General features: G+C 67.3%; 18 protein-coding genes, 2 tRNA genes and 1 pseudogene. 13 read left to right on the top strand and 8 right to left on the bottom strand.

The genetic code is table 11. The features are described 5' to 3' along the window. A pseudogene (locus G7B71_RS12310) lies at window positions 1-709 on the bottom strand (aminopeptidase); the annotation flags it as partial. Between the two features lie 140 nt (window positions 710-849). Here G7B71_RS12310 and G7B71_RS12305 point away from each other — a divergent pair. From G7B71_RS12305 to G7B71_RS12295, 3 genes are all read left to right on the top strand, one after another. Continuing rightward, a tRNA-Leu gene (locus tag G7B71_RS12305) sits at window positions 850-934 on the top strand. 83 nt (window positions 935-1,017) lie between these two features. Then, the gene (gene tig, locus G7B71_RS12300; RefSeq protein ID WP_166041301.1) at window positions 1,018-2,562 is read left to right on the top strand and encodes a trigger factor; all 1,545 of its coding nucleotides are present in this window, start codon (window positions 1,018-1,020) and stop codon (window positions 2,560-2,562) included. A gap of 116 nt (window positions 2,563-2,678) precedes the next feature. Next, complete coding sequence (locus G7B71_RS12295) at window positions 2,679-3,671, top strand: glycosyltransferase family 2 protein (protein ID WP_166041299.1); 993 nt, start codon at window positions 2,679-2,681, stop codon at window positions 3,669-3,671. Window positions 3,672-3,722: 51 nt separating this feature from the next. On the opposite strand, the gene G7B71_RS12290 is transcribed toward G7B71_RS12295, so the two are convergent. Both G7B71_RS12290 and G7B71_RS12285 read right to left on the bottom strand, forming a co-directional pair. Further along, the gene (locus G7B71_RS12290; RefSeq protein WP_166041297.1) at window positions 3,723-4,025 is read right to left on the bottom strand and encodes a PspC domain-containing protein; all 303 of its coding nucleotides are present in this window, start codon (window positions 4,023-4,025) and stop codon (window positions 3,723-3,725) included. 444 nt (window positions 4,026-4,469) lie between these two features. After that, complete coding sequence (locus tag G7B71_RS12285) at window positions 4,470-4,940, bottom strand: hypothetical protein (RefSeq protein ID WP_166041295.1); 471 nt, start codon at window positions 4,938-4,940, stop codon at window positions 4,470-4,472. A gap of 170 nt (window positions 4,941-5,110) precedes the next feature. Here G7B71_RS12285 and G7B71_RS12280 point away from each other — a divergent pair, with 170 nt between their 5' ends. Continuing rightward, a complete protein-coding gene (locus tag G7B71_RS12280) occupies window positions 5,111-7,222 on the top strand; it encodes an ATP-binding protein (RefSeq protein ID WP_207774792.1) in 2,112 nt (703 codons plus the stop codon). Window positions 7,223-7,269: 47 nt separating this feature from the next. Here G7B71_RS12280 and G7B71_RS12275 read toward each other — a convergent pair whose 3' ends face one another. Then, entirely contained in the window at window positions 7,270-7,452 is a 183-nt protein-coding gene (locus tag G7B71_RS12275; RefSeq protein ID WP_166041291.1) for a hypothetical protein, read from the bottom strand. 125 nt (window positions 7,453-7,577) lie between these two features. On the opposite strand from G7B71_RS12275, the gene G7B71_RS12270 reads away from it, so the two are divergent. The 7 genes from G7B71_RS12270 to G7B71_RS12240 all read left to right on the top strand — a co-directional run bounded on the left by G7B71_RS12270 (window position 7,578) and on the right by G7B71_RS12240 (window position 14,284). Next, the gene (locus tag G7B71_RS12270; protein ID WP_166041289.1) at window positions 7,578-7,817 is read left to right on the top strand and encodes a hypothetical protein; all 240 of its coding nucleotides are present in this window, start codon (window positions 7,578-7,580) and stop codon (window positions 7,815-7,817) included. Window positions 7,818-7,945: 128 nt separating this feature from the next. Next, window positions 7,946-8,584, top strand: a complete 639-nt coding sequence (clpP, locus tag G7B71_RS12265; RefSeq protein ID WP_166041287.1) for an ATP-dependent Clp endopeptidase proteolytic subunit ClpP — start codon at window positions 7,946-7,948, stop codon at window positions 8,582-8,584. A gap of 102 nt (window positions 8,585-8,686) precedes the next feature. Then, entirely contained in the window at window positions 8,687-9,946 is a 1,260-nt protein-coding gene (gene clpX, locus G7B71_RS12260; RefSeq protein WP_166041286.1) for an ATP-dependent Clp protease ATP-binding subunit ClpX, read from the top strand. Between the two features lie 105 nt (window positions 9,947-10,051). After that, a complete protein-coding gene (locus G7B71_RS12255; RefSeq protein WP_166041283.1) occupies window positions 10,052-11,146 on the top strand; it encodes a class I SAM-dependent methyltransferase in 1,095 nt (364 codons plus the stop codon). A gap of 95 nt (window positions 11,147-11,241) precedes the next feature. Further along, a complete protein-coding gene (lon, locus tag G7B71_RS12250; protein WP_166041280.1) occupies window positions 11,242-13,650 on the top strand; it encodes an endopeptidase La in 2,409 nt (802 codons plus the stop codon). A gap of 156 nt (window positions 13,651-13,806) precedes the next feature. Continuing rightward, complete coding sequence (locus tag G7B71_RS12245; protein WP_166041278.1) at window positions 13,807-14,082, top strand: HU family DNA-binding protein; 276 nt, start codon at window positions 13,807-13,809, stop codon at window positions 14,080-14,082. A gap of 127 nt (window positions 14,083-14,209) precedes the next feature. Then, window positions 14,210-14,284, top strand: a tRNA-Val gene (locus G7B71_RS12240). Window positions 14,285-14,312: 28 nt separating this feature from the next. Here the strand turns inward: G7B71_RS12240 and G7B71_RS12235 are convergent. Next, window positions 14,313-15,305 (bottom strand): zinc-dependent alcohol dehydrogenase family protein, encoded by a 993-nt coding sequence (locus G7B71_RS12235; protein ID WP_243406231.1) that lies wholly within the window; start codon window positions 15,303-15,305, stop codon window positions 14,313-14,315. Then, window positions 15,298-15,822, bottom strand: coding sequence for an exonuclease (locus G7B71_RS12230; protein WP_166041276.1), 525 nt, complete (start codon window positions 15,820-15,822; stop codon window positions 15,298-15,300). Before G7B71_RS12230 ends, G7B71_RS12235 begins: the two co-directional genes overlap by 8 nt. A gap of 102 nt (window positions 15,823-15,924) precedes the next feature. On the opposite strand from G7B71_RS12230, the gene G7B71_RS12225 reads away from it, so the two are divergent. Beyond that, a complete protein-coding gene (locus G7B71_RS12225) occupies window positions 15,925-16,680 on the top strand; it encodes an ABC transporter ATP-binding protein (protein WP_166041274.1) in 756 nt (251 codons plus the stop codon). Next, window positions 16,677-18,209 (top strand): ABC transporter permease/substrate-binding protein, encoded by a 1,533-nt coding sequence (locus G7B71_RS12220; RefSeq protein ID WP_166041272.1) that lies wholly within the window; start codon window positions 16,677-16,679, stop codon window positions 18,207-18,209. The genes G7B71_RS12225 and G7B71_RS12220 overlap by 4 nt, the downstream gene beginning before the upstream one ends. On the opposite strand, the gene ruvX is transcribed toward G7B71_RS12220, so the two are convergent. Together ruvX and G7B71_RS12210 are read right to left on the bottom strand one after the other, a co-directional pair. Continuing rightward, complete coding sequence (ruvX, locus tag G7B71_RS12215; protein ID WP_166041270.1) at window positions 18,206-18,673, bottom strand: Holliday junction resolvase RuvX; 468 nt, start codon at window positions 18,671-18,673, stop codon at window positions 18,206-18,208. The genes G7B71_RS12220 and ruvX overlap by 4 nt on opposite strands. After that, on the bottom strand, window positions 18,670-19,809 hold the full coding sequence (locus G7B71_RS12210) for a DUF3089 domain-containing protein (protein ID WP_166041268.1): 1,140 nt from the start codon (window positions 19,807-19,809) through the stop codon (window positions 18,670-18,672). Before G7B71_RS12210 ends, ruvX begins: the two co-directional genes overlap by 4 nt. Window positions 19,810-19,832: the final 23 nt, after the last annotated feature.

Raw genomic sequence — 19,832 nt, 5'->3', positions numbered from 1 at the left:
ACCGCGCCGCGGCCGCCTCGGGCCGCAACACGATCGCGCCGACGGCGCCGCGCGCGGCCGCCATCTGCGCCCGGGCGCTGCCGAGATGGGCGGTCACGTCGCTGGCGAGGCCCTGCGGAAGGCCGGCGAGCATCACCACGACCTTGCCGCGCACGTCGAGGCCGCGATAATCGTCATGGCCCTGGCTCGGCGCGTCGAGGCCGTAGCCAACGAACACCAAAGGCGCCTCGACCGCGATGGGAGCGGCCTGGTAGCCGCCCAGGAAGGCGAAGCCCTCGCCCGACGCGAAATTCTGGTTGCCGACGCGCAGGGTCGCGCCCGGCTGCGCGGTTGAGCGGGCGAGGCGGACCTGCTGGTACCAGCTGCCGTCATTGCCCGGCTGGACGCCGAGCGCTGCGAATTGCGAGGCGACGTAGCGCGCGGCGATCTCGTGCCCGGGGGTGCCGGGGTCGCGGCCGCCGAGCAGGTCGTCCGACAGGAACATGACGTGGCCGCGGAACGCGGCGGGAGTGAAGCCGAGCTCGGTCGACCAGCTCAAATCCTCCGCGCCGAGCTGGGCGGGAGCGGGCGGAGTCGGGGTCGGCGCCGCCGCCGGCGCGGGTTGCAGGGCGTGGCCGCCATGGTCGTGGCCGTCGTCAAATTGCGCGGCGGCGGGAGTGGCGAAAGCGAGCGCGGCGGCACCGGCCACGAGCAACGACTTGAAACGCATGTAGGAAGTCCCCTCCGAGAAGTGTGTTGCGGGCATAATGCGCCTTCGGTATCGGATCAATCGCTCGTTGACCTGCGCGGCACAGCCGGTGCTTGCCCTCATGTCTCCGGCTGCTATAGACCCCGCCGACCGGCGGCCCGGCGGGCGTGGCGGAACTGGTAGACGCGCTGGATTTAGGTTCCAGTATCGAAAGATGTGGGGGTTCGAGTCCCTTCGCCCGCACCAGCCATCCGCTTCGTGAGATGCGTGGCGCCGAACGATTTTACCGAGCCCTGAGTGGCGCACTCTAGAAAGCTAAGCTGACGATCATGCAGACTGTCGAGACATTGAACGAGGGCCTGAAGCGGGGCTACCGCCTCACCATCGCGGCCAAGGAGATCGATGCCAAGATCGATCAGGAGCTGAAGACCATCGCGCCGCAGGTGCGCATGCCGGGCTTCCGCCCGGGCAAGGTGCCGGCGAACCTCGTCCGCAAGATGCACGGCCCGCGCCTCGAGGCGCAGGCGCTCGAGACCGCCATCCAGGAAGGCGTTCAGAAGCTCCTCAGCGACAACAAGATCCGTCCGGCGATGCAGCCGAGCGTGCGCCTCGAAGAGGATCACCAGCCCGGCAAGGATGCCGTGGTCGAGGTCGAGGTCGAGACTCTGCCGGACGTTCCGGAAGCGAGCGTCGACGGCCTGAAGCTGGAGCGCCTCCAGGTCAAGGCGACCGACGAGATGGTCGACGCCGCGGTCGCCCGCATGGCCGAGGGCCAGAAGAGCTTCGACCCCGCTCCCAAGGGCCGCAAGGCCGAAAAGGGCGACCTGCTCATGATCGACTTCGAGGGCAAGGTCGACGGCGAGCCGTTCGAGGGCGGCAAGGGCGAGAACATGTCGATCGAGCTCGGCTCGGGCCGGCTCATCCCGGGCTTCGAGGACCAGCTCGTCGGCGCCAAGGCCAACGACCAGCGCAAGGTCGAGGTGAGCTTCCCCGACGAATATCCGGTCGATTATCTCAAGGGTAAGGCCGCGACCTTCGACGTCACCGTCAACGAGGTCCAGGTCCCGCGCGACGCCGCGCCGGACGACGGCTTCGCCAAGTCGATGGGGCTCGAGAGCCTCGACCAACTGCGCGGCCTCCTCAAGGGCCAGGTCGAGCAGGAATTGAACGGCCTCACCCGCACCCACATGAAGCGCCAGCTACTCGACCAGCTCGCCGCCGCCCACGACTTCCCGGTGCCCGAGACCATGGTCGAGGCCGAGTTCAGCCAGATCTGGCGCCAGCTCGATCATGAGGCCGGCCACGAGGCCGACCCCGATGCCGCGCGCGCCGAGATGGAAGCCGAGCGCGACGATTACCGCCGGATCGCCGAGCGCCGCGTGCGCCTCGGCCTGCTGCTCTCGGAGATCGGCCAGAAGAACGGCGTCGAGGTCTCCAACCAGGAGATGAACGCGCTGATCATGCAGGCGGCCCAGCAATACCGCCCCGAGGATCGCCAGCGCTTCGTCGAATATGTCCGCCAGGACCCGATGGCCGCGGCCCAGCTGCGCGCCCCGCTCTACGAGGACAAGGTCGTCGACCACATCTTCTCGAAGGCCGAGATCACCGACCGCTCGGTGACCCGCGAGGAGCTGGAAGCCGCGATCGAGGTCGAGGAAGAGCATGTCCACGGCCCGGGCTGCGGCCATGATCACGATCATGACCACAAGCCGGCCAAGAAGGCGGCCGCCAAGAAGAAGGCGGACAAGGCCGAGGCGGTGACCGAGGACAAGCCGGCCAAGAAGCCCGCGGCCAAGAAGGCCAAGGCCGACGACGCTCCGGCGGCCAAGGCCGAGCCCAAGGCCAAGAAGGCGCCCGCCAAGAAGGCGAAGTAATCCAAACCCGCTCGTGCGGAGCCTGTCGAAGCACTGTCCTTCTTTTAACCCAGCTGGGGTAAGGGAAGGCGGGCCTTCGACAAGCTCAGGCCGAACGGGTTTGGGGTAGGGGATTGATGAGCAACGACCTCAACGGCATCCGCATCGCCGTCCTCCTGCCTTGCTACAATGAGGAAGCGGCGATCGCCCAGACGGTCGCGGCGTTCCGCGCCGCGCTGCCGGGCGCGACCGTCTACGTCTACGACAATAACAGCCGCGACCGCACCCGCGAGGTCGCCGCGGCCGCCGGCGCCGTCGTCCGCACCGAGAAGATGCAAGGCAAGGGCCATGTCGTTCGGCGCATGTTCGCCGACGTCGAGGCGGACATCTATGTGATGGCCGACGGCGACGCGACCTACGACGCGTCCGCGGCGCCCGCCCTGGTCGCCAAGCTGATCGACGAGCAGCTCGACATGGTCGTCGGCGCCCGCGAGTCGGAGGTGGAGAGCGAGAGCTACCGGCCCGGCCACGTGCTCGGCAACAAGCTGTTCACCGGCATCCTCGCCAGCCTGTTCGGCCGCACCTTCACCGACATCTTCTCCGGCTACCGGATCTTCTCGCGCCGCTTCGCCAAGTCGTTCCCTGCGTTGGCGCGCGGTTTCGAGACCGAGACCGAGATCAGCGTCCACGCCCTCGAGCTCGCAATGCCGGTCGGCGAGGTCGTCACCGCTTATGGCGCGCGGCCCGAAGGCTCGCAGTCCAAGCTGTCGACCTATCGCGACGGCTGGCGGATCCTGAAGACGATCCTTCACCTGTTCCGGATCGAGCGGCCGGTGCTCTTCTACGGCGGCTTCGGCCTGTTCCTCGCCGCGATCGCGGTGGCGATCTCGGTGCCGCTCGCGATCACCTATGTCCAGACCGGGCTGGTGCCGCGCTTCCCGACCGCGATCCTTGCCACCGGCTTGATGATCGTGGCGTTCATGAGCTTCATGTGCGGCCTCATCCTCGATACCGTCGTGCGCGGCCGCCGCGAGGTCCGCCGTCTCCACTATCTTGCTCTGCCGGGCGTCGCCGATCTCGCCACCGGCGCGCTGGCGGAGTCGCCGGCGCGCGCCAAGCTGCAAGCATAAAAAAGGGAGCGGTGGGGGCCGCTCCCTTTCCTGTCCCCGCTCGGGAAATGGTCAGGCCGCGATCGGCAGTGGCTCGGCGTCGGCGTCGACGGCGGCTTCGGTGCGCTCGGCCGGCGTCACGTCCGCCGCGGGGGCCTTGGCCGGCTTGGGGTTCGGCGCGATCAGGCGCGTCGTCAGCACCAGCAGGCCGAGGCCGACATAGAGCGCGATCGCGCCCTGCCAGCTGAAGAAAAGCAACGGCGCGAACGCCACCCGCAGGATGTTCGGGCTGAAGCCGAAATCCTCGCCGATCCCCTGGCAGACGCCGAAGAAGGTGTCGTCGCGGAGGAGGAGGTTGGTGTTCGCAGTCTTCATCGCAATGATCCTTTTCCCCAAGGCGGGCCCCGGGCCCTGATGGAGCGCTCTCAGCACGAGTCGTGCCAAAAGGCGTAAGCCGTTGTTTTCCATGGTCCTGCTCGCTGGCAGCGCGGTCAGGCTGAGCGGCCCCGCGGGAGATTCCACCGGTTGTTGGGAAATCCCGCCTGCTCGTGGGCGTCGAATTGGGAAAGATTAGTTTCTAAACAAGATCGGTTCGACGAAAATATCCGCCGCGGCGACGAAGCGCCGCCGGCGCGGGCGCGGCAACCGGACATCGCGTGCGACTGTCCGTTTCCGGTCATTCGAGCGTCGCGCCGAAATCTCCCGGGCGGCTACTCAGGTTCGCCCCCCCCAACGCCCAGACAGAAAAACTCCCGCCGAAGCGGGAGCGTGTGAGTTTCGCGAGGTGCGGGCCGCTTGGCGACGGCCTCGCGCAAATCCTTAGTCGGGAACGGCGTCGCCGACCGCTTCAACGGTATCCTCGACCGCGTCGGTGGCGGCCTCGCCCGGCGTCTCGACGTCGCTGCGGCCGTTGGGCGCGTTGCCGGTGATGACGCTGTCTCCGATCCTGATGGCGTCGCCGCGCGTGTCGATGCGGACCCGAGCGCCGTCGGGATCGACTCGATAGCGCACGCCGTCGGCGACGACGATGCGGCTCTCGTTGGGACCGAGCCGCACCCGCGCGCCGGCGGAATCGACTCGATAGGTCACGCCGCCTTCCTCGACGATACGGCTGCCCTCGGGCCAGGCCGACGTCGCGCCGGCGCTGGCGGCGGTGGCGTTGTCGCCCGGCGCGGCTTCGGTGCCGGAGCCATTGGTCATCGCCATGTTGGCGGTATCGTCGTCGGCGTCTCCGCAGGCGCCCAGGCCCAACGCAAGGACACCACAGGCAGTCAGTGCCAATCCGCGCATGTAAAGCTCTCCTTCGAACATTCCCCGCCGCCAACCGATGTTCGGCATCGAAGTTCCGCCGCGCCCGTTGCGGACGCGCCAAGCCGCCCGCCTTTCGCCAACTGTGTTATTGACCCATGCTGCGGGCCCGTGCGTCAATGCCGGCCCGGTCGGGTGCGGAGAATCGAAGATTGAGGTGGCGCTGGGTAGATGACCTGCGGAAGCCTTCGCTGGCGCCGCAGTGGGTGGCCTATGCCCTGGTGCTCGCCTCCACCGCCCTGCTGCTGACCGCCGGATGGGTCGCCGTCATCGAGCAGTCGCGGCGCGAACGAAGCCTCGCCGTCGATGCAGCACTACGCCAGACCCAGAACCGCGCGATCGCTCTGGAGCAATATGTCGCGCGCACGTTCGAAGGCGCCGATCTGGTCACCCGGCATATCGCGCAAAGCTATCTTCTCTCCCGCCCGGCCCGGCGGACACGGGGGCCGATAGTCCCATTCCTCATTCGCGATCCGATCGTAAGCGGGAGCACCTACGGCGTGGTGACCGTGGTCGGCCCAGACGGAGACCTGCTGGCGACGAGCGAGCAACGGGCGATCCATCCATCGAATGTCAGCCGCAACCCAGCTTTCATCCGCCAGAGCGCACATCCGGGCACCGAGCTGCTCATCAGCCCCCCCATTGAATCGCGGGTCCTGGGAGACACCTTTCTTTATCTGACCCGGCGGGTGCTGGGCGAGGACGGCGCTACGCTCGGCTTCGTCGGCGTGCAGATCCGGCCGCGCGATCTCAGCAACTTCGTCGGCGCGGCCCGTTTCGAGCCGACCGACCTCATTTCCGTCATCGGTCTCGACGGGATCACCAGGGTGCGGCGCGAGGGCAACCGAGTGAGCTTCGGCGAGGACCTGAGCGACGGCCTGGTGATGCGCATGCAGCAGCGCAATCCCAACGGCACCTACGTGGGCCCGAGCTCCATCGACGGCCATGTGCGCTACTTCGCCCATCGAAGGATCGCCGGTTACCCGATCTTCGTGACGGCCGGCACGTCAGAGGCCGCCACCCTCGAGCCGGTGCTTCGGCGGTCGCGGGTCTATCGGACGATCATGGGTCTGGTGACCCTGGTGAGCCTGCTTCTCGCCGCCTTCATCCTGATCGGCATTCGCCGGCGCAACGCCCATTCGCGAGCGCTGACGCTCGCCAATGCCCGTCTGCGCGAGGCGCAGCGTATCGCCAGGATCGGCGACTGGGAGTGCGACCTGCAGACGGGAGAGATCCTGTGGTCCGATGAGCTTTGCGCGATGTACGAGCGAGATTCCGGATCCGACCGCCTCCAGCTCCACGAGTTCTTTCGCTACCTCGACGAGGACGGGCGGGCGACCATGGCCAAGCTCATCGCCTCCGCGCTTTCGACCGGCGAGCCCCAGACCTGCGAGTTCAGGGCCTATTTGCCGAGCGGCGCGACGTCGGACCGCTACATCACCGCCATTCCGGTCAAGTCGGAAGCAGGGGTCGTGACCTCGCTGTTGGGGACGGATCAGGACGTGACCGCCGACAAGCTGGTCGAGTCGCTGCAGGAGCAGATCAATCATCTCTCGCGGGTGGACGCGATGAACACGATGGCTGCGACGCTGGCCCACGAACTGAGCCAGCCTCTCACCGCGGCGTCGAATTATCTCGCCGGCGGCGAGAAGCTGCTCGCGCGCAATGACGAGTCTGCGCGGACGATGGCGGCGCAGGCCCTCGATGGCGCCAAGCGTCAGGTGCAGACCGCCGGAAGCATCATCCGCCGAGTCCAGGACATGATCCTGTCCGAGCGTCGAGGCGGGGAATCCGTCGAGATACGGCGTCTCCTGCGCGACACGGTGGATTCGCTGGTTTCGGCGGAGGCCTGTTCGGAGGAGTGGATCAAGTACGAGATCGACGAAGACGCCCAATCGCTCTGGGGGGATCGGGTTCAGATCCAGCAGGTCCTGATGAACTTGATGCGCAACGCCTGCGAGGCGGTGGCCAATCGCGACGAGCCGTCGGTGCATGTGCGCGTCCGGCGCCGCGACGAGCAATGCGTCGAATTCACCGTGACCGACAACGGGTACGGGCTGGCCGGACGAGCCACCGACCTCTTCTCTCCGTTCAACTCGACGAAAGAAAAGGGACTCGGCCTGGGCTTGTCGATCTCCCGCACCATCGTAGAATATCATGGCGGGCGCATCTGGCTGGACAGCACCGGCAGCTCGGGCACGGCGATCAGCTTCACCGTCGCCGCCCGGGCCGGGAATGGGATGCCTCTGGCGGAGGCTTCCTAGAGGTTGGATCCCGCCTGTCCGTCTCGCGTCGCGGGATCGAGCGCTTTTCAGCCGTCCGACATGGGGCTCGGCGGGGCCGGGCGGGCCTGCGAAAGCTCGCCCGCCTTTTTCTCATAGTCGTGCGCCATGAGCCGAAGGGTCTCGGCCTCGCGCTGGTCGGTTGCCGTGGCGGCGAGCCAGCGGCACCGTTTGGCCTGCTCACGCAACCATGCCGGGTCTTCGAGCGACATGGCGGTTTCCTAAACTGGATTAGGTTTCCCGTCCATTATCAAAGCGAAACCGACCTCTCATCGCACTCTGCGAACGTCTCGCCCGCGCGCCGGGCACCGAGTCCGAGGCCAAGCGCTGTGCCTTCATGCCGCGCTACTTTTTCCACCTCCATAACGACATGGACGTCACGGATCATGAGGGCGCCGAGTTGCCGAGCCTCGAGGCGGCGCGCGCCTACGCCGTGCGCGAGGCGCGCTGCCTGTTCGGCGACGCCGTCACCGAGAAGGGCCGCGTCGTTCTCGCCCACCGTATAGACATCGAGGACGCGCACGGGACGGTGCTCGACACCGTTCGGTTCGGCGACGTCGTCGAGATCGAGGGCTGAGCCCCGGCCTGCCGCCCGTCCCGGCGTCCGCAGCGGCCATGCCCGCGGTCGCCGAAGCCCCTTGAACCGCCGCGCAAACCCTCCGATGTTGGCGGCCTAGCCTTCAATCACAGGATCCTCTCGTCACCATGGACCATCTCGACATCACCGCCGGCCTCATTCCCATGGTCGTCGAGCAATCGAACCGCGGCGAGCGCAGCTTCGACATCTATTCGCGGCTGCTGCGCGAGCGGATCATCTTCGTCACCGGCGGGGTCGAGGATCACATGGCCTCGGTCATCACCGCCCAGCTGCTGTTCCTCGAATCGGAGAATCCGAAGAAGGACATCTACATGTACATCAACTCGCCGGGCGGGGTGGTGACCGCCGGCATGGCGATCCATGACACGATGAACTACATCCGCCCGCGCGTCGGCACGGTGTGCATCGGCCAGGCCGCGTCGATGGGCGCCTTCCTGCTGTCGGCCGGCGAGCCCGGCATGCGGGTTGCCCTGACCAACGCCCGCATCATGATCCACCAGCCGTCGGGCGGCGCCCAGGGCATGGCCTCGGACATCGAGATCCAGGCCAAGGAGATCCTGCGCATTCGCCACCGCATGAACGAGCTGATGGCGCAATATACCCGCCAGCCGATCGAGGAGATCGAAAAGGCGGTGGAGCGCGACCGCTTCTTCGGCGCCGAGGAGGCCAAGGTGTTCGGCCTCGTCGACGAGGTGTTCGAGAAACGCCCGCAGCCGATGGATGAGGAAACGAAATCCGCGGCTTAACGATTAGGCCATTGTGATCGATGTAATTTGCAGTCAGGATGCTCCCTCCGCGGGGCATCCGGCGGCAGAAATGACAGGCCGTCCGCGGCCTGAAGGAACGACATGACGAAATTGAGCGGCGGCGACTCCAAGAGCACCCTCTACTGCTCCTTCTGCGGAAAGAGCCAGCACGAGGTCCGCAAGCTGATTGCCGGCCCCACCGTGTTCATCTGCGATGAATGCGTCGAGCTGTGCAACGACATCATCCGCGAGGAGACCAAGTCGGCGCTGGTGAAGACCCGCGACGGAGTCCCGACGCCGGCGGAGATCTGCAAGGTCCTGGACGATTATGTGGTCGGCCAGAGCCACGCCAAGCGCGTTCTGTCGGTCGCGGTCCACAACCATTTCAAGCGGCTCAACCACGGCGCCAAGGGCGGCGAGGTCGAGCTCGCCAAGTCGAACATCCTGCTCGTCGGCCCCACCGGTTGCGGCAAGACCCTGCTCGCGCAGACGCTTGCCCGAATCCTGGACGTGCCGTTCACGATGGCCGACGCGACCACGCTGACCGAGGCTGGCTATGTCGGTGAGGACGTCGAGAACATCATCCTGAAGCTGCTCCAGGCCTCCGACTACAATGTCGAGCGCGCGCAGCGCGGCATCGTCTACATCGACGAGATCGACAAGATCAGCCGCAAGTCGGACAATCCGTCGATCACCCGCGACGTGTCAGGCGAGGGCGTCCAGCAGGCGCTCCTCAAGTTGATGGAAGGCACCACGGCTAGCGTCCCGCCGCAGGGCGGCCGCAAGCACCCGCAGCAGGAATTCCTGCAGGTCGACACGACCAACATCCTGTTCATCTGCGGCGGCGCCTTCGCGGGCCTCGAGAAGATCATCGGCGACCGCCTCGAAGGCAAGTCGATCGGCTTCGGCGCCCATGTCGCGGCTCCGGACGAGCGCCGCGTCGGCGAGGTGCTTCGCCAGGGCGAGCCCGAGGATCTGCTCAAGTTCGGCCTCATCCCCGAGTTTGTCGGCCGACTGCCGGTGATCGCGACCCTCGAGGACCTCGACACCGAGGCCCTAGTCAAGATTTTGAAGGAGCCGAAGAACGCCCTCGTCAAACAGTATGCCAAGCTGTTCGACATGGAGGACGTGAAGCTCTCCTTCACCGAGGACGCTCTTGTCGCGGTCGCCAAGAAGGCGATCGAGCGCAAGACCGGCGCCCGCGGCCTGCGCTCGATCCTCGAGAACATCCTCCTCGACACGATGTTCGACCTGCCGAGCATGGACGGCGTCGACGAGGTGATGATCGACCATGAGGTCGTCGAGGGCCGCAAGGAGCCAATCCGCGTCTATGCGGAGAAGAAGGGCGAAAGCGCCGCCTGACGCGCCTCGCGCTCACGAAAACTGATCTGGATTGGGGGCTGCGGTCATGCGGCCCCCTTTTCGTTAGGGTATCCTCCGCTGCGCCGACTCGCACGGAGGTGTGACATGGACTCGCAGCAGACTGCCGCTCCAACGCTCAGCTACACGGCCGATCCCGACAAGCTCCAGGCCTTCATGCGCAAGATGGTGGACGACATGTCCGCCGCGATCAGCGGGGCGCTGGTCATCGTCGGCGACAAGCTCGGTCTCTACCGCGCCCTCGCCGAGATCGGGCCGGCAAGCTCGCTGGACCTCGCCAACCGGACCGGCATGGCCGAGCGCTATGTCCGCGAATGGCTCGCCGCTCAGGCGGCCTCCGGCTTCGTCGACTTCGACGCGGACACCGGCCTGTTCTCGATGTCGCCGGAGCAGCAGATGGCGCTCGCCGACCGCGACTCGCCGGTGTTCGTGGCGAGCGCGTTCCAGCTCATCGGGTCGGTCTATATCGACGAGCCGAAGATCGCCGAGGCGTTCCGAAGCGGCGCCGGCGTCGGCTGGCACGAGCATCACGAATGCTTGTTCCGTGGCACCGAGCAGTTCTTCCGCACCGGCTATCGCGCCCATCTCGTCGCCGAATGGCTGCCGGCGATGCCCGGCGTGGTCGAGAAGCTTCAGGCGGGAGCAAAGGTCGCAGACATCGGCTGCGGCGCCGGCGCCTCGACCATCGTCATGGCCCAGGCGTTCCCGAACAGCCGCTTCTACGGCTACGATTATCACGGCGCGTCGATCGACCGCGCCCGCGAAGCGGCGCTGGAGGCGGGTGGCCCGGCCAATCTCCATTTCGAGGTGACCGCGGCGAAGGACGTTCCCGGGGCCGATTACGACCTCGTCGCCTGCTTCGATTGCCTGCACGACATGGGCGACCCGCTCGGCGCCGCCCGGCGAATCCGCCAGATGCTGAAGCCCGACGGCGTGTTCATGCTGGTCGAGCCGTTTGCCGGCGAGACCCTTGCCGACAACCTCAACCCGGTCGGACGCATGTACTATTCGGCCTCCACCATGATCTGCACGCCGGGATCGCTCGCTCAGGAGGTCGGCACCGCGCTCGGCGCCCAGGCGGGGCCGAAACGACTGTCCGACCTGCTTACCGAGGCGGGCTTCAGCCGGGTCAGGGTTGCCACCGAGACGCCGTTCAACCTCATCATCGAGGCTCGGCCGTAACCCACAGCTAAGACCGCTGTGCTAATTGATGCTTTGGAGTCAGTGCCCCATATGTCTGGGGAAGCGGAGTCATTCGGCTCCGCGAGGAGTAGCTTGTGACCCAATCCTATCCCGTCCTCCCGCTTCGCGACATCGTCGTCTTCCCGCACATGATCGTCCCGCTGTTCGTCGGGCGCGACAAGTCGGTGTCGGCGCTGGAGAGCGCGATGGCGGCGGACAAGAACATCTTCCTCGTCTCGCAGCTCGATCCCGCCGAGGACGATCCCGACCGCGAGGCGCTCTACGACCTCGGAGTCATCGCCCAGGTGCTGCAGCTGCTGAAGCTTCCCGACGGTACCGTTCGCGTGCTGGTAGAGGGCAAGCAGCGGGCGACCCTGGCGACGCTGTCGGGCGAAGGCGGCCACCTCACCGCGGAAGTCGACCTGCTCGAAGGCGAGGAGCCCGACGGCGCCGAAGTCGCCGCTCTGATGCGCTCGGTGGTCGAGCAGTTCGAGAATTATGCCAAGCTGAACCGCAAGCTTCCGGCCGAGACCGGCATGCAGCTCAGTCAGATCGAGGAGCCGTCGCGGCTCGCCGACGCGGTCGCAGCCAACATCTCGATCAAGGTCAGCGACAAGCAGGCCCTGCTCGCCGAGCAGGACCCGGTGCGCCGGCTGGAGATGGCCTATGCCTTCATGGAAGGCGAGCTCGGCGTCCTCCAGGTCGAGAAGAAGATCCGCAGCCGCGTGAAGCGGCAGATGGAGAAGACCCAGCGCGAATATTATTTGAACGAGCAGCTGAAGGCGATCCAGCGCGAGCTCGGCAACGAGAGCGAGGAAGGCGGCGGCGACGAGCTCGCCGAGCTCGCCCGCAAGATCGAGCGGACCAAGCTTTCCAAGGAAGCCAAGTCCAAGGCCAATTCGGAGCTGAAGAAGCTGCGCGCCATGGCCCCGATGTCGGCAGAGGCGACGGTCAGCCGCAACTATCTCGACGTTCTGCTCGGCCTGCCCTGGGGCAAGAAGTCCAAGCTCAAGCACGACATCACCGAGGCCGAGCGGATCCTCGACGAGGACCATTACGGCCTCGAGAAGGTCAAGGAGCGGATCGTCGAATATCTCGCGGTCCAGGCCCGCACCAACAAGCTCAAGGGTCCGATCCTGTGCCTCGTCGGCCCGCCCGGCGTCGGCAAGACCTCGCTTGGCCGCTCGATCGCGCGCGCCACGGGCCGCGAGTTCGTCCGCCAGTCGCTGGGCGGCGTCCGCGACGAGGCCGAGATCCGCGGCCACCGGCGGACCTATATCGGCTCGCTTCCGGGCAAGATCGTCAGCAACCTCAAGAAGGCCGGCACGAGCAATCCGCTGTTCCTGCTCGATGAGATCGACAAGCTCGGCCAGGATTTCCGCGGCGATCCCGCCTCGGCGCTGCTCGAGGTGCTCGATCCGGAGCAGAACAACAAGTTCCAGGACCATTATCTGGAGCTGGATTACGACCTTTCCGACGTGATGTTCGTCACCACGGCGAACTCGTTGAACCTGCCGCAGCCCTTGCTCGACCGCATGGAGATCATCCGGCTCGAGGGCTATACCGAGGACGAGAAGGTCGAGATCGCCAAGCGACACCTGCTGACCAAGCAGGTCGAGAGTCACGGCCTCAAGGAAGGCGAGTTCACGCTGACCGAGGACGGCCTGCGCGACCTGATCCGCTACTACACCCGCGAGGCCGGCGTGCGTACGCTGGAGCGCGAGATCGCGCGGCTCACCCGCAAGGCGCTGCGCCACATCCTCGAAGGGAAGGCGGAGAGCGTCACCATCACGCCCGACAACCTTTCCGACTATGCCGGCGTGCGGAAATTCCGCCACGGCATCAGTGAGGAGGAGGACCAGATCGGCGCCGTCACCGGCCTCGCCTGGACCGAGGTTGGCGGCGAGCTGCTGACCATCGAGGCGGTCACTGTCCCGGGCAAGGGCACGATCAAGACCACCGGCAAATTGGGCGAGGTGATGCAGGAGTCGGTCCAGGCCGCATTCAGCTTCGTTCGCGCCCGCGCGCCGGCTTATGGCGTCAAGCCGAGCCTGTTCGCGCGCAAGGACATCCACGTCCACTTGCCCGAGGGCGCGGTGCCGAAGGATGGCCCGTCGGCGGGCATCGGCATGGTCACCGCGATCATCTCGACCCTGACCGGCAACGCCGTGCGCCGCGACGTCGCGATGACCGGCGAGGTCACCCTGCGCGGCCGCGTGCTGCCGATCGGCGGATTGAAGGAGAAGCTGCTCGCGGCGATGCGCGGCGGCATCACCAAGGTGCTGATCCCGGCCGAGAACGAAAAAGACCTCGCCGACATCCCGGCGAACATCCGCGAGGGTCTCGAGATCGTCACCGTCGCCCATGTCGACGAGGTGCTTGCCCACGCGCTGGTCACGCCGATCTCGCCGATCGAGTGGACCGAGAGTGACGAGCTCGCGGCGGTGCCTCCGTCGGAGCTTCAGGGCCCCGGCGAAACTGGCGGTGTTTCGATCCGGCACTGATTGTTGCGGCGCAGCAACGATAGCTGAGCAGAAGGGGCGCGTTTCCGGCGGAAATGCGCCCCTTTCCGTTTGACTCTCGCGCATGGCTGCGACCATCATCCGCGCCTCTGGCCGTCGCGCGGCCAAGGGGGAATCAGCGGCAGGGGTGCGCAGCAAATGAACAAGCAGGAGCTTATCGGCCAGGTTGCCGACACGACGGGACTGGCGCGGGGGGATGCGTCCAGAGCGGTTGAAGCGGTGTTCGACACGATCAGCAACGCCCTCAAACGCGGCGACGAAGTGCGCCTGGTCGGCTTCGGCACCTTCTCCTGCTCGCAGCGCAAGGCCTCGACGGGCCGCAACCCGCGCACCGGCGAACCGATGCAGATCAAGGAATCGACCCAGCCCAAGTTCAAGCCGGGCAAGGGTCTCAAGGACTCGGTCAACACCTGAGGCTTGCTGCGCCCGCCTGCCGTCTGGACAGGCGCGGCGCGCACGGTTATGGACCCGCCTCCCGCACGGCTTCGGCCGCTGCGGCGCCGGTCCGGACCACCACATCGGACCGTTGCCTTCGAGGCGTGGGCGCGTAGCTCAGTGGTAGAGCACACCCTTCACACGGGTGGGGTCGCAAGTTCAATCCTTGCCGCGCCCACCACGCCTCGACCTTTCGATCGACCGATCCTTCACGGCACCAGCACCGCTGCGCCCTCGATGGTGCCGGCGCGCACGGCCGCGAGCGCTTCGTTCACCTGATCGAGCGGGAACGGCGTGGTGCTGACCTTCACCGGCCGCCGCGCCACCGCGTCCATGAACGCGATGCCGTCCGCGCGGGTCAGGTTGGCGACGGACATGATCTGCCGCTCTTCCCACAGATCGGCATAGGGAAAGCCGGGGATGTCGCTCATGTGGATCCCGGCGCAGACGACTCGGCCGCCCTTTCGCACGCGTCGCAAGGCCTCCGGAACCAGCGCTCCGACCGGCGCGAAGATGATCGCGGCGTCGAGCAGCTCCGGCGGCGTCTCGCCGGACGCGCCCGCCCATGCGCAGCCGAGACGCCTGGCGAAATCCTGGCCTGCCGAGTCGCCGGGCCGGGTGAAGGCGAAGACCTGGCGCCCGTCGCCGACGGCGATCTGGGCGAGGATATGGGCGGCGGCGCCGAAGCCGTAGAGGCCGAGCCGCGGCGCGTCTCCCGCCATTCGATAGGAGCGAAAGCCTATGAGGCCTGCGCACAGCAGTGGCGCGGCCTGATGGTCGTCATAGGCATCGGGGATGGCGAAGCAGTAGCGGGCGTCTGCGACCATGTGAGTCGCGAAACCGCCGTCGCGGCTGAAGCCCGTAAAGGTCGGGAAATCGCACAGATTCTCCGCGCCGCTCATGCAATAGGGGCAAGTCCTGCAGGTGCCGCCGAGCCAGGGAACGCCGACGCGGTTGCCGACGGCAAATCCGGTGACATCGCCGCCGACGGCGATGACTCGCCCGACGACTTCGTGACCGGGCACGACCGGGCGCGGACCGACGATGTCGCCGTCGACGATGTGGAGGTCGGTGCGGCAGACGGCGCAGGCCGAGACCTTGAGGAGCAACTCGCCGGGACCGGGCGAGGGGAGGGGGCGTTCGACGGAGCTCAGCGGTTCGCCGACCGCTCGGAACTCCATCGCGCGCATCCGCTCAGCCATGCTGTCGCCACATCTCCAGCCAGGCCTCGGCATTGCCCATCGCGTCGTTGAGCGGCGTGTGGTCGTGCGGCGTGATCCGGTAGCGCTTCCAGGTCGCCGTCTCGAGCGGCTTTTTCCGCAGGCCCGACCAGACGTCGCCGATTCGCCGGGCCGAATGGCCGAGCAGTTGCTGGTTGGTGTGGTTCAAGAGCTCGAAATTCATCCATTGGAAGTCGAACCCGGGATTGTCGCTGACCATGATGAAGCGGCGCCGGGGCTCGCGCATGCCCTCGAGCCAGTCGGCGAAATCGAGGATGCGCTGGCGGATCGAATAAGGCGCGGCGAGATGCTCCTCGCGGGTCATGCCGATCGCCGCATAGGCCTCGGGCCAATAATGCTCGCTTTCCGGGCGCATGTTGCCCGAGTCGAAGGTCCGGCTCAGCCCCTCCTCGATGATCACCGCGGCGAAGCTGATCATGTCGCCATGCATCGGCGCAGGGCCGCTGGCTTCGACGTCGATCGAGAGGAGAACGGTCATGCCCCGCTCTACGCATCAGTGCCGCACATGGTCCAGCGCTTGACGGGAAGGGCGCCGCTCCGGCTAGTTGGCCTGAAGGGGGGACGGAAGCTGACAAAGCCGATGATCGAGCTGGCCGACGTCACCAAGCGCCACGGTGCAGGCACGGCCCTGGACGGCGTCAGCCTGACGGCGGCGGCGGGCGAGTTCGTCGCGCTGGTCGGACCCTCGGGGTCGGGCAAGACCACCTTGCTGAAATCGATCAACCGGCTGGCGGCACCCGACGAGGGCATTGTCCGGGTCGATGGCCGCGACGTTCGCGACATGCCGGTGACCGAGCTTCGGCGGGGCATCGGCTACGTCATCCAGGGCATCGGGCTGTTCCCGCACATGACGGTCGCCGAGAATATCTGGATCGTGCCGCGCCTGGCAGGAACGCCGGCGACGGAGCGCGAGGGGCGAGTCGCCGAGCTGCTCGATCTCGTCGCGCTGCCGCGGGAGTTCGCCGGGCGCATGCCGTCGAGCCTGTCGGGTGGCCAGGCGCAGCGAGTCGGGGTCGCCCGGGCGCTCGCCGCCGGGCCCCGCATCATGCTGATGGACGAGCCGTTCGGGGCTCTCGACCCGGTCACCCGCGACGAGCTCGGCCGCTCCTATCGCGCGCTTCACGACAGCCTGGCTCTCACGTCGATCATGGTTACGCACGACATGGCCGAGGCGCTGCTGATCGCCGACCGCATCGTGGTTCTGATCGACGGTCGGGTCCGAGCGGATCTGCCGCCCGCTGAGTTACTGTCCTCGCAAGATCCGGAGGTGCGCGCCCTGGTCGACGTGCCGCGCCGCCAGGCCGAGCGGCTTCATGCCCTCGCGGAGGGGCGATGAACCCGGCGCTTGCCGAGGCCCTGGGCGACCTTCCGGTCCTGATGCGCGCCCATCTCGGCGTCAGCCTGGCAGCGATCGGCATCGGCGTTGCGGTCGGCCTGCCGCTGGCCTGGTGGGCGTGGGAGCGAAGGCGGGTGAGGGGCGCCTTGCTCGGCGCCGTCGGCCTGATCCAGACCATTCCCGCGCTGGCGCTGCTCGCTTTGTTCTACCCGATGCTGCTGGTGCTGGGGCAGGCGAGCGGCCTCGCCATTCCGGCGCTCGGCTTCCTGCCCGCGCTGATCGCGCTCAGCCTCTATGCGCTTCTGCCCATTGTCCGGAACGGCGTCGCGGCGCTGGCCGGAATCGATCCCGGCGTGCGCGAAGCGGCCGAAGGCATTGGCATGACCCGCCGGCAGCGCTTGCTTCTGGTCGAGCTGCCCCTCGGCGCCCCGGTCATCCTCGCTGGAATTCGTACAGCCGCGGTGTGGACGATCGGCGCCGCGACCCTCGCCACGACCGTCGGCCAGCCGAGCATGGGCGACCTCATCTTCTCGGGCCTGCAGACCGAGAACTGGCTGCGCGTCCTCGTCGGCTGTCTCGGCGCGGCCGTGCTCGCGCTGGCCGCCGATGGCGTGCTGGCGCTGGTCGAATCGGGCCTGGCGCGCCGCTCCCGCTGGCGCGTGCGCCTTGGCCTTGGTCTCATCGCCGCCGCGCTTCTTGTCGCCTTCGTGCCCTGGCGCAACGCGCCGGAGCAGGAGACGGTGGTGATCGGCGCCAAGAACTTCTCCGAGCAGTTCATCCTGGCGAGCGCGATCGAGGAGCGGCTTCGAGCCGCCGGCTACCGCACCGAACGCCGCGACGGCCTCGGCTCCACCGTCGCCTACCGAGCGCTCGCCGCCGGCGATATCGATGTCTACGTCGACTACAGCGGCACCTTGTGGGCCAACATTCTGGCCCGCACCGACAATCCGCCGGCGGCCGAGATGCGGCAGCAGCTGAGCGAGCTGCTCGCCCGGCGTGACGGGGTGGCTGTCATCGGTCCGCTCGGCTTCGAGAATGCCTATGCGCTGGCGATGCGGCGGGAGCGGGCGGCGGAGCTCGGCATTTCCAGTCTGGATCAGCTCGCCCGGTCAGCGCCTCGGTTGCGCCTCGGTGCCGACCTCGAATTCCTCACTCGGCCAGAATGGCGTGCGGTGGAGCGGGCTTACGGCCTTCGGTTCGCCGAGCACCGCTCCTACAGTCCGACCTTCATGTACCGGGCCGTGGCCGATGGCTCGGTCGACGTCATCTCGGCTTTCTCCTCGGACGGACGAATCGCCGATCTCGATCTCGTCACGCTGGCCGATCCGCGCGCCGCGCTGCCGAGCTACGATGCCCTGCTTCTGGCGGCGCCTCGGCGGGCCCGGGACGAGCGCTTTCTCGGCGCTCTTCGCCCGCTCGTCGGGGCGATCCGAGTCGATCGGATGCGGCAGGCGAACCTGATGGTCGACCGCGATGTCGACAAAAGGACTCCGGCTGAGGCGGCGCGCTGGCTTCTCGCCGACTATTAGGTTCCGAATCCGACCAACCCGTCGATCGCGCCCTGGAGGATGTAGGCGGCAGCCATCTTGTCGACGAGGTCGGCGCGGCGGGCGCGGCTGGCGTCGGCGTCGATCAGCGTGCGGGTAACAGCCTGGGTCGACCAGCGCTCGTCCCACAGCAGCACCGGCAGGCCGAGCGGGGCGAGGTTGCGGGCGAAGGCGCGGGTCGACTGAGTGCGTGGGCTATCGCTGCCGTCCATGTTGAGCGGAAGGCCGATGACGATGCCCTTCACGCTCTGCGCCGCGACGATGCCGCGAAGCTTGTCGAGGTCGGCGGCGAACTTGGTTCGACGAATCAGCTCGGCCGCCGTGGCGATGGTCCAGCCCGAATCGCACAGCGCCAGGCCGATCGTCCTGGTGCCGACGTCGAGCCCCATCAGGCGCCCGCCATTCGGCAGCGCTGCTCGAAACTCGGCCGTGTTTCCCACGATCATTCGCGTTCGCCCATGAACGCCCTAAGCCGCTCCTCGACGTCGGCGCGGATGTTCGACCAGAACAGGGCGTAATCGTAGACGTGGTAGTTGTTTCCCGGGAGCACGTAATTGCCAAGGTCGGGCAGATCGTTGCCGATCAGCAGGAAGCCGCGCGCGTCGCAGCGCGCCGGGGCTCCCCGCGGTTGAAGCGACGCATGGGTAAGATCGCCATTTGGGATGAGCGTTCCGAGATTGGCCTCGCGCGGCGCCGCATCGCCGGCATTTCGGGTGAGCGGGTTGGTGCAGACCATCGCCGTGCCGGCGCGCGGCTGGCCGTTGAGGCCCGGGGTCGCCTCCCAGGTCTCGACGATCATCGCCGGGTCGGCGGGCTCGGCGAAGCTCATCCACGACAGGATGCATCCGGCCTGGCCGGCGCGTTCGCAGGCGGGGAAGGGAAGGGCGGGGAGGTCGGCGGTGATCGAGATCGGCCACCCCACCACATAGGCCGCGGCGATTCGGCTCTTCTCGGGCGCGTCGCGAAGGCGCTCGCGCAGCAGCCGCAGCAGGTGGAGACTGCCCTGGCTGTGGCCGGCGAGGATGATCGGGCTGTCCGCCGGCGCCTGCTTGAGGAATTCCTCATAGGCGGCGAGGACGTCGCGATAGGCGAAGTCGAGCGCGCGGCGCGCATCGTCCTGCTCGGTCAGAAAGGCGCCGAACGTCGCCTGGCGGTATTTGGGCGCCCACACCCGGCCGACATGGTTGAACGCGCTCGCCTGGCTGCGCACGAACAGGCCTGCGCGCCATTGCGATTCCTGATGGTCGAGCGGGGCGTTCCAGGCGTCGCGCTCGAGGAAGGACGTCGGGTGGATGAAGAAGACCGACGCCCGGGGTTCGCCGTCGGCGGGGTGAGCGCCCTCCGGCAGCCACAGCGACGGATTGTCCGCGATGTCAGGGCGGGCGATCCACAGCTCCGCGTCCGCATAAGTGACGTTGGGCGCCTTGGGCACCTCGACGAACTCGGTGGTCGGGATCGTCGCCCAGCGGATCAGGACAGGCGCCAGCGCCGAATAGGCGATTCCGCCGGCGATGACGAGAAAGGTGATGATCGCGACCAGCCACAGGAACCGGGTTGCGCAACTTCGACGGTGCTTGGCCATGGCGGGCCTCAGAGCCGAACCGA

This window comes from Sphingosinicella sp. YJ22, from assembly GCF_011320075.1.
GTDB lineage: Bacteria > Pseudomonadota > Alphaproteobacteria > Sphingomonadales > Sphingomonadaceae > Allosphingosinicella.
This window is presented reverse-complemented; position numbering and strand designations above follow the sequence as displayed.